The 12,491-nt window shown below is 47.3% G+C and carries 13 protein-coding genes; 3 read left to right on the forward strand and 10 right to left on the reverse strand.

The features are described from left to right. Positions 1–38 precede the first annotated feature (38 nt). Positions 39–1,073 (reverse strand): phosphoribosylformylglycinamidine cyclo-ligase, encoded by a 1,035-nt coding sequence (purM, locus tag HMPREF2711_RS07495; RefSeq protein WP_003746654.1) that lies wholly within the window; start codon positions 1,071–1,073, stop codon positions 39–41. A 202-nt stretch (positions 1,074–1,275) separates the two neighbouring features. Between purM and HMPREF2711_RS07500 the strand changes: the two genes are divergently transcribed. Further along, the gene (locus HMPREF2711_RS07500) at positions 1,276–2,346 is read left to right on the forward strand and encodes an AI-2E family transporter (protein ID WP_070615935.1); all 1,071 of its coding nucleotides are present in this window, start codon (positions 1,276–1,278) and stop codon (positions 2,344–2,346) included. Between the two features lie 66 nt (positions 2,347–2,412). Next, positions 2,413–3,129, forward strand: coding sequence for an S-methyl-5'-thioinosine phosphorylase (locus HMPREF2711_RS07505; protein ID WP_003746659.1), 717 nt, complete (start codon positions 2,413–2,415; stop codon positions 3,127–3,129). 45 nt (positions 3,130–3,174) lie between these two features. Here the strand turns inward: HMPREF2711_RS07505 and HMPREF2711_RS07510 are convergent, their stop codons facing one another. The 3 genes from HMPREF2711_RS07510 to HMPREF2711_RS07520 form a co-directional block, all read right to left on the reverse strand. After that, positions 3,175–3,669 carry a hypothetical protein gene (locus HMPREF2711_RS07510; protein WP_036493819.1) on the reverse strand — a complete coding sequence of 165 codons (495 nt, stop codon included), beginning with the start codon at positions 3,667–3,669 and terminating at the stop codon, positions 3,175–3,177. 142 nt (positions 3,670–3,811) lie between these two features. Next, a complete protein-coding gene (locus tag HMPREF2711_RS07515; protein ID WP_003746662.1) occupies positions 3,812–4,246 on the reverse strand; it encodes a hypothetical protein in 435 nt (144 codons plus the stop codon). Beyond that, on the reverse strand, positions 4,239–5,546 hold the full coding sequence (locus tag HMPREF2711_RS07520; RefSeq protein ID WP_003746666.1) for a homoserine dehydrogenase: 1,308 nt from the start codon (positions 5,544–5,546) through the stop codon (positions 4,239–4,241). Before HMPREF2711_RS07520 ends, HMPREF2711_RS07515 begins: the two co-directional genes overlap by 8 nt. Positions 5,547–5,752: 206 nt before the next feature. Between HMPREF2711_RS07520 and HMPREF2711_RS07525 the strand changes: the two genes are divergently transcribed. Continuing rightward, the gene (locus HMPREF2711_RS07525; protein ID WP_003746670.1) at positions 5,753–6,127 is read left to right on the forward strand and encodes an Mth938-like domain-containing protein; all 375 of its coding nucleotides are present in this window, start codon (positions 5,753–5,755) and stop codon (positions 6,125–6,127) included. Between the two features lie 283 nt (positions 6,128–6,410). Here HMPREF2711_RS07525 and HMPREF2711_RS07530 read toward each other — a convergent pair whose 3' ends face one another. The 6 genes from HMPREF2711_RS07530 to HMPREF2711_RS07555 all read right to left on the reverse strand — a co-directional run bounded on the left by HMPREF2711_RS07530 (position 6,411) and on the right by HMPREF2711_RS07555 (position 12,489). Next, positions 6,411–7,028, reverse strand: a complete 618-nt coding sequence (locus HMPREF2711_RS07530) for an NAD(P)H-binding protein (RefSeq protein ID WP_003746696.1) — start codon at positions 7,026–7,028, stop codon at positions 6,411–6,413. Positions 7,029–7,055: 27 nt separating this feature from the next. Further along, positions 7,056–7,640 carry a hypothetical protein gene (locus tag HMPREF2711_RS07535; RefSeq protein WP_036493653.1) on the reverse strand — a complete coding sequence of 195 codons (585 nt, stop codon included), beginning with the start codon at positions 7,638–7,640 and terminating at the stop codon, positions 7,056–7,058. Positions 7,641–7,746: 106 nt separating this feature from the next. Next, a complete protein-coding gene (gene hutW / locus HMPREF2711_RS07540; protein ID WP_003746699.1) occupies positions 7,747–9,567 on the reverse strand; it encodes a heme anaerobic degradation radical SAM methyltransferase ChuW/HutW in 1,821 nt (606 codons plus the stop codon). A gap of 274 nt (positions 9,568–9,841) precedes the next feature. Then, positions 9,842–10,567 (reverse strand): ABC transporter ATP-binding protein, encoded by a 726-nt coding sequence (locus HMPREF2711_RS07545; protein ID WP_003746701.1) that lies wholly within the window; start codon positions 10,565–10,567, stop codon positions 9,842–9,844. A 46-nt stretch (positions 10,568–10,613) separates the two neighbouring features. Beyond that, positions 10,614–11,555, reverse strand: a complete 942-nt coding sequence (locus HMPREF2711_RS07550) for a FecCD family ABC transporter permease (RefSeq protein ID WP_003746703.1) — start codon at positions 11,553–11,555, stop codon at positions 10,614–10,616. Between the two features lie 142 nt (positions 11,556–11,697). Further along, positions 11,698–12,489 carry a heme/hemin ABC transporter substrate-binding protein gene (locus HMPREF2711_RS07555; protein WP_003746704.1) on the reverse strand — a complete coding sequence of 264 codons (792 nt, stop codon included), beginning with the start codon at positions 12,487–12,489 and terminating at the stop codon, positions 11,698–11,700. Positions 12,490–12,491: the final 2 nt, after the last annotated feature.

A 12,491-nucleotide genomic window follows, 5' to 3' on the forward strand; every position in this document is an offset into this window, starting at 1 on the left:
GCGGATTCATCATCCGCACTTTTTCATTGCATCTCAAATCAAGCCACTTGGGTTTGATGTTCGTCACCGTTACGTTCACGAATAACGCCCAAACGGTAAACGGTTTCGCCTTGTTCGCTCAAGAAAGCTTGTACTGCATCAGCATCTTCTTTAGCAATAATAACGACCATGCCGATACCGCAGTTGAACGTACGGTACATTTCTTGGGTTTCCACATTGCCTGCTTTTTGCAGCCATTGGAACAGTTTAGGCAATTCCCACGCTTTGGCATCGATTTGTGCAACGGTATTTTCAGGCAAAACGCGAGGTACGTTTTCGGTAATGCCACCGCCGGTAATGTGGGCCATGCCTTTAATGGTGAATTTTTCCAAAGCGGCAAGGATAGGTTTCACATATAGACGGGTAGGGGCGATGATGGCTTCGCGCAAAGTTTTGCCGTGGTCGAATTCCGCGTCCAAATCGGGATTGTCGCGCTCGATGATTTTGCGTACCAAAGAGTAGCCGTTGGAGTGTGCGCCGTTGGAGGCCAAGCCCAAAACAACGTCCCCGGCCTGAATGCTGCGGCCGTTAATCACGCGTTCTTTTTCAACCACGCCGACGGCAAAACCTGCCAAGTCGTATTCGCCTTCGGGATACATGCCCGGCATTTCGGCAGTTTCACCGCCAATCAAAGCGCAACCGGATTCTTCGCAGCCTTGGGCAATGCCTTTAATCACATCAGTCGCGCGGGCAACATCCAGCTTGCCGCAAGCGAAATAGTCCAAGAAGAACAAAGGTTCTGCGCCTTGAACCAAAATGTCGTTGACACTCATGGCAACCAAATCGATGCCGACGGTATCGTGTTTGTCCCAGTCGAATGCCAGTTTCAGCTTGGTGCCGACGCCGTCCGTACCGGAAACCAATACCGGATTTTTGTATTTTTTGCCGATTTCGACCAAAGCGCCGAAACCGCCCAAATCACCCAACACTTCAGGGCGCATAGTACGTTTGGCAAAAGGTTTGATGTTTTCGACCAGTTGATCGCCTGCGTCGATATCCACGCCTGCGTCACGATAGCTCAAAGAAGTGCTCATTGGATTTCCTTATTCGGGTATGGGTAGATTGTCGGAGCGTATTTTATCTTAAATTGGAGGATTCAGGCTGAATTTTTTGGCGTTATTGTTAACAATTTTATTTTGCCTTGATTGGTGCCGCACTTTCAGACGGCCTTTGTGAATCTGTTATACTGCTTATTTATTTTGAAAACCTTAAACATCAATTGGGAAATACCTTTTTATGTATCAAAAGAAAGCGCGCGGGGCAAAACCGTGGATTATTATGGCTTGCGTCATCGCAGCCTTTATTTGGCTTTTATATGCTTTGGGCGATGTTTTGACGCCGTTTATTGTGGCTGCCGTTTTGGCCTATGTTTTGAATCCCTTGGTCGAATGGCTGCAACTGAGGCGTATCCGCCGCGCACCGGCATCTATGATTATTATGGCGTTTGCCTTACTGGTATTGCTGTCGTTGGTGCTGATTATCGTGCCTATGTTGTTGAACCAGTTTAACAATCTGGCTGAACGTCTACCACAGATTGTAGGTTTTGTTCAAAACAAACTGCTGCCGTGGCTCAACAGCGTCAGCGGGGATTATATTCAAATCGATCAAGAATCAATTATTGCATGGTTGCAGTCGCATACAGATGAGTTGAGCAATACGCTCAAAGCATGGATTCCTACCCTGATGCGCCAGAGTGGCAACGTGATCAGCGGCGTCAGCAATTTGGTATTGTTGCCTTTGCTGTTGTATTACTTCTTGTTGGACTGGAAACGCTGGTCTTCCGGAATCAGCAAATTGGTTCCGCGCCGCTTTATCGAGACCTACACGCGTATTAGCAGCAATATGGACGAAGTCTTGGGCGAGTTTCTGCGCGGCCAGCTGATGGTCATGATGATTATGGGCTTGGTCTATGGCTTGGGCTTGATGCTGGTCGGTTTGGATTCCGGTTTTGCTATCGGTATGATTGCCGGTATTTTGGTATTTATTCCGTATTTGGGTGCATTTACCGGCCTTTTGCTGGCAACAGTTGCCGCGCTTTTACAATATGGCTCATGGCAGGGTTTGTTGATGGTCTGGGCTGTATTCGGTGTTGGACAATTCCTGGAAAGCTTTTTCATTACGCCTAAAATCGTCGGCGACCGCATCGGCCTGTCGCCTTTCTGGGTGATTTTCTCGTTGATGGCTTTCGGGCAACTGATGGGCTTCGTTGGTATGCTTGCCGGCCTGCCGCTTGCCGCTGTGACGCTGGTTCTGTTGCGTGAAGGCGCATCTGCTTATTTCGGCAGCCATTTCTACAAACATAAATAAATCGATCATATTAAGGCCGTCTGAAATCCAAGTTTCAGACGGCCATTGATAATAAAGGAAGTCTATATGTTAGCCATCATCGGCGGCAGCGGTTTGACCAAACTGCCGGAACTCGAAATTACTGAACGAAAAATCGTCCGTACCCCTTACGGCTTAACCAGCAGCCCTATTTTATTCGGCAGGTTGGGGCGTTTGGACATTGTTTTCCTTGCCCGACACGGCTTCAGCCATACCATCGCGCCGCATGAAATCAACTACCGCGCCAATATTTGGGCGTTACATTCTTTAGGCGTTGAAAACATTATTGCCATTTCTTCAGTCGTCGGTATCAATCCTGATTTTGAAAACGGCAGCCTGGTGCTGCCGGACGATTTAATCGACTATACCTATGGCCGCAAAGATACCTTTTTTGAAGGCCAAGAATGCCCGGTTGTCCATACTGATTTTTTCAACCCTTATAGCAATGAGTTGCGGCAAGAATTATTGAACATCACAAAAGCACACAATGTGCCGATTTACGACGCCGCCGTTTATGGCTGCCTGCAAGGCCCGCGCCGCCCAACCCATGCCGAAATCGCCCGTTATCGCCGCGACGGCGTAGATGTACTCGGGATGACCGGTATGCCAGAAGCCGTTTTGGCAAGGGAACTGAAAATGGCCTATGCCCACTTTTGCAGCGTCAGCAGTATTGATTGTTTTGATAATGGGAAAGGGAATGAAGGCTGTAACGAACAGGTTTCTATGACAATGACCAAAATCCGACAATTATTGAATGGCTTGTAACTGATAATGCCGTCTGAAATGAGGTTTTCAGACGGCATTGTTTATTTAAGAAGCCGTTTCTCGCGCCCAGTAGGGCAGAGAGGCTTTTTGTTTGCGGAACGAGGCAAGTTGCATGCCCCGACATTTTTCAAAAATCAATTCGACCCCGCTTTGCAAGTGCAAAATTAAATTGGTATGTGTTTCCGTTTTAATAAAATCGATATTGCGTTGTACCAAACGTTGAATGACGGCATACACATCAAGGCAGCCATTTGCGAAAAACCACGGATTCAACTTTACCCAACGACCGCCGCTTAAGGCCGCATCAGGCTGAAAATCAGCACGAATCTGAGTCAGCCGATTGTCGGAGAAATGCAGCTCGATATCGCCATAAAGCCAAATATTCCAGCCTTTTTGTACCAACAAGCCTTTAGGGACGCAATCTGGTGCAGGGAACATCTGCAAAATAGACTCCGCAGATTGTCCGATTTCCAAATAATCAAACCGGCCGGTATACAAAAAATCATAAATATCAATGGCAATAGGGAAATGGTAACGCATGGCAACAACCATAGAAAAGCAATTAACCAAGCTATCTTAAACTTAAAATATAATGAAATCAATTCCTATTATTATTTAATTAATATAAGAAAGGCCGTCTGGAATTCCAGACGGCCTTGCTTTGGTTTAAACCGATATTGGTTTACTCAGCCTTTAAATCAGCCACACATTGCTTATTGCGTGCCTCAAAGGCTTCCGCGCCACCCAAAAGTTTGAGTTGCTCCTCAGGGCTGATTTTACCGAAGGTTCGGATTTGCTCGTCAGAGAGTTTGCTTAAAGGCTGGTCCCACATGCAGACACAATAGTCCTGAGCCAATTTCTCGTTTTGCGCATCCAAACCTTTTGCCTTCAAATCAGCTTGCCATTTTTCAGCGAAAGGAATGTTTTTCACGCAAGACTCCACCACATTTTGTTTCATCTGCGGCTTGTTCATGGCGCATTGCGAGAGCAGGGCGGTCAGCGCCAGCAAAGACAAAATTACCCATGCCCAAATGCGGATGGTACGGATTTTTGCCTTGGCTTTCTTTCTGGCCGCCAGTTGTTCTTCAGACGGCCTGTCTGTTTGTTGCTCAGTCATGCAGGCTTTCCATGCGGATCATGGTGATCGGAGCATCTACGCAGCTCAGTGCCTCAATCGCTGCGATAGCGCGTTTGACATTACGTTCCACAGTTGTGTGAGTCAAAATCACGATTTCGGCAGTACTTTGATCAATCACACCTTTTTGAATCAAAGCCTCGATAGAAACATTTTCTTTGGCCAAGAGGGCGGCAATTTGACCCAAAGTACCCGGCTCGTCAGTTGCTTGAACGCGCAGATAGTAGCCGCTGGTAATTTCATCCATAGGCAGAATATTTTGCGCTCGAACTTGTGAAGGTTGGAATGCCAAGTGAGGAACACGGTGGTCAGTTTCAGCTTCAATCAGACGGGCAATATCAATAATATCGGCAACCACGGCAGAAGCAGTCGGCAATGCACCGGCGCCTGCACCGTAATACAAAGTCTCACCAACCATATCGGCATTGACACGGACAGCATTCATCACGCCGTTCACATTAGCCAACAGACGGCTTTCAGGAATCAGAGTAGGGTGTACGCGCAACTCAATGCCTTTGTCGGTTTTACGGGTAATGCCCAACAATTTGATACGGTAGCCGAGTTCTTCAGCATATTTGATGTCACGGCTGTCGAGTTTGCTGATGCCCTCCAGATAGCAGGCAGAAAAGTTCATCGGCGTACCGAATGCCAATGCGCTCATAATCGTAATTTTATGGCCGGCATCATGACCTTCGATGTCAAAAGTAGGGTCAGCTTCAGCATAGCCCAAAGCCTGAGCTTCTTTCAGTACGTCTGCAAACGCGCTGCCTTTTTCGCGCATTTCAGTCAGAATGAAGTTGCTGGTGCCATTAATGATACCGGCGATACTGCGGATTTGGTTCGCAGCCAAGCCTTCACGCAAAGCCTTGATAATGGGGATACCGCCGGCAACAGCAGCTTCAAACTGCACCATGACATTTTTTTCTTCCGCCAAAGGGAAAATTTCATTGCCGTATTCAGCCAGTAGTTTTTTATTGGCAGTAACAATATGTTTACCGTTTTCAATCGCTTTCAATACCGCATCTTTGGCAATACCGGTACCGCCAAACAACTCAACAACAACATCAACATCTTGATGTTGAACCAGCTCAAACGGATCTTTGATAAAAGCAGCATTCGGGCAAATTTGTTTGGCTTTTTCTTCGCTCAAATCGCAAACAGCAGAAATACGGACTTCACGTCCCAAACGGCGGCTGATTTCCGCAGCATTGTCCTGCAATACAGTAGCCGTACCGCCACCGACTGTACCCAAACCTAAAAGACCGATATTTACTGGCTTCATTGTGTCTCCTTTTGAGCCGATACTTTAAAATAATCACGAAAAACCAAGGCTTGTTATAATCGCTTGCAATCGTAAATTCAGAGCAAAGCATCAATGCACAAGGTCAAACGTTGAATCCTACCTGATATTGCTTGATTTTGCACCTTTTTTTGCAAGTTTCCCAAGGCCGTCTGAAAAATTGTTCCGCCATAAAAACAGGAATTACCATGAAAATTACAGAAAACCATATCGCCGAAGCCACATCATTTTTTTCATCCTCTCAAGGCATATTGCAAATTGGTGAACAAACATACTCAAAACCCATTTGCTGGCAAGATGGCAAAATTAGCATCATTCCTCAAGCGACCATCGGAGAATTAAACGAACAAATTTTTATATCAGCAATTGAAGCAGCAGAAAACCGTCCTGAAGTCATCATTATCGGTACCGGAGCGAAACAACAATTCATGCATCCCAAAATTGCCGCAGCCTTATCAGCCTACGGAATCGGCTTCGAATGCATGAACACATCCTCAGCTTGCCGAACTTTAGTTTTACTGCAAGGCGAAGGCCGAAGCACATGGGCGTGGTTGTGGCCATAATTTGTGGAAAAGGCTTTTACATCATCACAGTATGAGTTCGCATAATTTATATTATGTTAAATTTATGATTCCAGCATTTTAGTCTGCTAACTCCTGTTTTGCTCAGTAGTACAATCACTTACAGAATTCAAGAATAAAAAAGGCCGTCTGAAAGGTTTTTCAGACGGCCTTTTATTTATATCCCCCAGTATTTTCTCAGCAAATCCTTTATTGTTTGATCGGCTGCTAATCAATTACCTACTCCAACTTTAACAATGGAAAGTGGGCAATCTATTCAATCCGTTTATGCCGCACCAATGCTATACGTTTTGTCCTTGCTATCTGCTTGGTCGACAATGGCAGCAACGGCAGCGGCCAAGCCGTTGCGCGTCATGTATTTTTGCGGAATTTCTTGGACATTTTGTGTCAAGGTATAGGCATTACTTTCGCCATCGGCAAGGCCGCAGGGGCGCAAGATGGTCCAATTCAAACCGCTTTGTTTGAGATAGATTTCGGCTTCCGTTTTGGCACGGACGGCTTCGCCGAGTGCCTGTTTGAACGGCTCGCTCATCATGTCCCATTGTTCGCCGCAGCCCATGCTGGTAATCAGTACAAAGCGGGCTTGCGGATTGGCGGCTTTCGTAGCGGCAATGATGTTGATATTGCCCAGCGCATCGCTGCGGATACCCTCTTCGTTTTTGCCGCCGACAAAACTGATCACGGTATCGGGACGGTATTGTGCCAACGCTTTATCGAGCGCGTCGGCATCAAGCGCATCAGCGACGACGGTTTGAATATTGTGTTTGGCAAAAAAGCTGTCTTCAGACGGCTTTCTCAATACGGCGACGACATCGGCTGAGTCAGTCAATGTGCGGATATAGGCGCGGCCGGATGGGCCGTTGGCTCCGAAGATGAGTTGCATAGTAGTCTCCTTATATTTTTATATAGATTATATAAACCAAAAATTCTTAAATATTGTTAAAAATAATGACAATACTAATATAGAAGGCCATAATATTTTTTTAATTAATCTATTATTAAAATAACTACTAATCCTTGATGAAATATATTCTGAAAAATCATCATGCAAAATAACTAAAAATATTAAAAAATAAATAATAAATTTTATAACTGCACATAATAACGTAACACTGCCAGAATCAGTAGAAAGAAAAAAATCATGGCATAAACTAAAAATTGTTACTCCTAGAAGATATACAATTGCTATTAATACTAAATCAAATAATTCACTTTTAGTAATAGCAATATATTTTTTTATAACATTAACATTTGTTATTACTTCTAGCATCTTAAGTAATGATAAGTAAAAAGCCAAAACTAATATACCATTCATACTTACAAAAGTTTCAATTAAATTTTTTATTATTATAGAAGTATCTTTTGAATAAATTATTAGAATCCCAGTTATAAAACCCAAAGGGAAGAAAACAATTATTTTAGAAATAATTCTAATTATTACAGTATGATAAATATCATACAATATAGTTGTTAATATACTATTATTTGTATTCATGGCAATATAAAAACTATTTAAACCTTAGGTAACCATCAGTATCCAAATCTAATTCTAGAAATTAAATCTTTACGAGATTAACTGAAGGTTACCTACCATACTTTAGTTATACTACATCAAACAGTTTGCGCATGGCTTCGATTTGGTGTTGTTTCAACTCGCCTGCTTCGTCGCGGCCGACGAAAATTTTAAACATGGCGCCGCCGTTGCGGTTGATAAAGTTGAGCGAGCAAGTGGCTTTGCCCATGAACGGGCGTTCCAAAAGGTAGATGGAGGCGCAGTTTTCGTAATAGATATGACCGTGTACGCCGCCGTCGGTTTCGGGATGGTCAAAGTTGTAGAAACCGCGGCCGACTTTGCCGTTAGGCAGTTTGCCGCTGACTTCGACGATGGCATCGGGGGTATGGGCGATGAAGGTAACGGATTCATCCCATGCGGCGATGGCTTGGAGGATTTCGACAATGCGGCTGCCTTCGGTTTGGCGCACGTTCTCTTCAGGCAGGCAGCGGATAACGTCTTCAAAACTGCATTGGTTTTGCGTGGCCAGCATTTCCAGCACTTGGCCGGGATTTTTTTCCAATGATTGGCGCAACATAGTTTGTTGTTCGGCTGAAAGTTTTTGCATGGTTTGATCCTTTTCTTGAGTCGGAAGAGTGAGCATGAGTTTGCGGATAAGGGTGGGCGACCAATAACGGCCGCTGGTATTCAAACGAATCAGGCCGTCTGAATCGGGTTCTTTAAAAAGCTGCATTTCCTGCCATTGGGCAATCAGCTTTTGGGCTGCTTTGTTGCCGTCAAACAATGATGGATTCAGACGGCCTGTTTCAATATCGTGCTGGACTTTGCTGAGTAGTGCTTTATTTGGGCTGTGGCCGCTCATAAATGCGATGTTTTTCTCACCTTTCGGCGTGGCAAGATAGCTCTCCAAATCGCCCTGCACCTGATAGCTGAAACCGCCGAAGTTACCGCCTGCTCCGGAGCCGAACGCCAAACAGGAAATATCAGATTTGATCAGGGTATTGTAGCGGTTGCGCTCGCCGCGGCCGGGATAGGCGAAGTGGCTGTTACTGACCTGTTCCCAGCCTTTTTCCAGCAGCGTTTCAACCGTGTAGGCATATTGGTCTGCCTGAATATCGAAACCCGGCGGTGTCGGAAATGCACCTTTTTCAATCATGCGGTTGATGGGCAGCATGGGATAAAGGTTGAACGCGTATGTATCCAAACCGGACAGGGGCAGCTCGGCGGCGCGGGCAATATCGTTTTGCCAAACTTCATCGGTTTGATTGGGCAGGCCAAATATCAAATCAGCCACAATCACGGCATCGAGTTCGCACAATTTTTCCAAATATTCAAACGCCTCGTCGCCGCTGTGTTTACGGCCGAGACGGCGGCGGATGGCGGTATTGAAGGTTTGCACGCCGATGGAAATGCGGTTGGCCCCTGCTTCGAGACAAGCCTGTGCTTTTTCCAAATCGAAATGGCTCATGCGCCCTTCGATGGTGAACTCGCAGTCTTCGGCAAGCGGCAGATATTGGTAGCAGGCACGAATCAGGCGGACGAGGTCTTCCGTAAGCAACGCGGTCGGCGTACCGCCCCCGAAATAAACAGCTCGGATTTTTCCTTTGCCTGTACGGACTTCAGCTTCAGCGGCCATTTCTTCGATAATTTTGTCGGTGTACACGCTGCTTTGGCTGTCCTTCCACGCATTACGGTAGAAGCCGCAAAAAACGCAATGGTTGGCGCAAAATGGAATATGCAGATAAGCAAGCGCGTCCATATCGGCGGCATGGGGAAGCTTTTTCTTCCAAATGTTCTGCCACTGAGGACGCGGCATTGGAACGCCGCCCCAAACGGGCATTAATGCCTGACGTTCGGGAAATGCCTTGGGTGCGGATTGTTTCGGAGTCCAAACAAGCTGCTGTACCATGATAATGATTAATAAAAGTTATCAATAAGATTGTTATATTAAATAACTATCATCGTTTTCTTGTCAATATTTTTGTGTAATTAAAAATCAGTATTATTTTAAAATATTGTATTCTATAAATAATTAAATGTATTTCTATTTGATGGAAATCGGCATGTTACTTGTGAAATGCGCAAAATCTGGTTCTTCAAGTCGGGAACATCCTCCCATCTCGTTTTATTTTTGAACGATAAAATAAATTTTCTTTATCGTTTTTCAGACGGCCTGTTGGCGCTCAGCTTCGGAAATAAAACCCTGCTTCATCTTCGCAACGGCGTATCTGCCAACCGTAAACCGATTCAAGCAAGTCGGGGCGCATCACTTCTCCCACCTTGCCTGATGCAACGACTTTTCCCTTATTCATCAAGATAATATGTTCAGCATAACGCGCGGCGAGGTTTAAATCGTGCAATACCATCATTGATGAGGCACGGTTTGAATGCCCGACCAAATACTGCATCAGGCGGTGTTGGTGGCGGATATCGAGATGGTTGCACGGTTCGTCCAAAAGCAAGACCGGCGCGTTTTGCAACAGGGCGCGGATGATGTTGGTGCGTTGCTGTTCGCCGCCTGAGAGTTTGCCGATACGCTTATCCGCCAATGCCGTCAAATCAAAATAATCGAGCAATTCGTCCGCCCATTCATGGTTCAGACGGCCTTTTTGTACGAATGACGCCAACGCAATGTATTCGCGTACGGTCATCGGCATGTTGTAACGGCCATGCTGCCCGACCCACGCCACCCTGCCCGCTCGGATTTGCGGCGCAACGGCCTCACCGAAAAGCGTGATTTTCCCCTGCCCTGTTTGCCCGATTAAGGCCCGCAGCAAAGTAGATTTACCCGCACCATTCGGGCCGATAATAACGGTTATGCCGTGAGGTATATCCAGTTGATCGATTTCTAGCAGGGTTTTGTCTTGGACGCGGACGGAGAGATTACGGATTTGAAATAAAGAGTGCATGGCAAAAAATATGGGGAAATGAAGTTTCAGACGGCCTGTTCAGGCATCAACGGCTTTTCAAAGGCTTAATAAACAAATACATAAAAAACGGTCCGCCCAATAAGGCAATCACGATACCAACCGGCAGATCGACAGGGTATGTCAGCCAGCGTGCCGCGCCGTCCACCACCATCAAAAATACTGCGCCCAACCAAGCCGACAACGCAATCAGTTTGCGGCGGCTGCCGCCGACGGTTTGTGCCAGCACATTGGGGATCATCATACCTAGAAAACCGATGATGCCTGAAAGCGATACCGCTGCCCCCGTCATCAATGCCGCGCCGATTACGGTTTGTACTCGCAATGCCTCGACCGACACCCCCATACTGGCTGCTGTGTCTTCCCCCGTCATCAAAACGTCCAGCCGCCTGCCTGCCGACAGCAAAATCAGAAAACCGGGCAACATGACCGCGATTGCCGCGACAGGCGATGAGAAACCGGCTTCGGCAAGGCTGCCCGACAGCCATGTGGTCGCGCTGCGCAACACCAAATCGTCAGATAAAAACAAAATCATGCTGACCACCGCGCCCGAAAACGCGCTCAACACAAACCCCAACACCAGCAATCCCAAAGTACCGCCGCCGAGCAGTTTGTGCACCGCCAAAATCAGCAGGCATACACCCAATGCACCAAGAAAAGCCGCCGCCGGCACACCCATCGCGCCGCCGCCCAAAGCCAATAACACAATCACGCCCAAGGCCGCCCCGCCCGACGTCCCGATCAAACTCGGATCGGCCAGCGGATTCTCAAATAAAGCCTGCAATGCCGCACCCGAAGCGGACAAACCGGCTCCGACCAAAAGTGCGGTATAAATGCGCGGTAAACGAATTTGGCGGACGGTTTCATCCATCGCCAGCGGCGACTCCCACGCGCCAAAACCGATGCCACAGCACAAATAAACGGCGGCAGCAGTAAGCAGCAGGCAAAGGGTAAGGATATGCGGTTTCATGACATCATGCGGTTTAAGCGGATTGTGGGACGGTTTCAGACGGCATTTTTAAGACAACCGTTTTGCTCCCTCCTCAATAAGAAGGAACACATCAAGGCCGTCTGAAAACAAAAATCGGGCAGAGTTTTCAAAACAGGTGCGTTTATTTCGCCAACCCATGCAAACGCTGAATCACTTGTGGCGTATCCAGCCCGTAACGGAACATATCGTTGGCCTTCCACAAATAAATCTTGCCGTTTTTCGCGGCAGGCGAGCCGGCGATTTCGGGGCGTGCGGCAAAGGTTTTGACGTTGCCTATCATGGCGGTGTTGTGGTCGGCAATAATGATGATGTCGGGTTTGGCCGCAATCCATGCCTCACGCGTCATCGGTTTGAGGCCGTCAATGGCGGCTGCGGCATTGATACCGCCGGCACGGCGGATGATTTCGTCAGCGGCGGTATTCTTGCCCGATACGATGCGTCCGTCGTAGCTGAAGAGGTAGCGTTTGCCGTTGGAAGGCTGCTGTTTCATATCCGCCTGCCACTTGCTTGCCAACTTGTCCGCCTGCGCGCTTTTGCCGATAAGCTGACCAATGTTGCGGATACTTTGCGGATAGGCGGCGATACTGTCGTCGGGCGCAACATTGACGGCTTTAATGCCCGCTTTCTGCAGGTGGGCAAAAATATCGGCAGGCTGCGCCATCCATGAACCGATGGCAATGTCGGGTTTGGCGGCCACAATCGGCTCAACCGTCAGACGGCGATGGATGCCGATACTGGGCTTGTTTTTCAACGCCGGGTTTTGAACGGTCTGATCGCGGCCGACGACTTCGTCCAATGCGCCAAGAGCGGCAACGATGTCTGCCGTATCGGGGGTCAACACGACGATGCGTTGCGCGTGTGCAGTGCCGGCCAACGAAATAAGCGCGGAAAGCAGGAGGAGTTTGAGTTTCATTG

It is taken from the genome of Neisseria sp. HMSC070A01 (genome assembly GCF_001810165.1).
GTDB lineage: Bacteria > Pseudomonadota > Gammaproteobacteria > Burkholderiales > Neisseriaceae > Neisseria.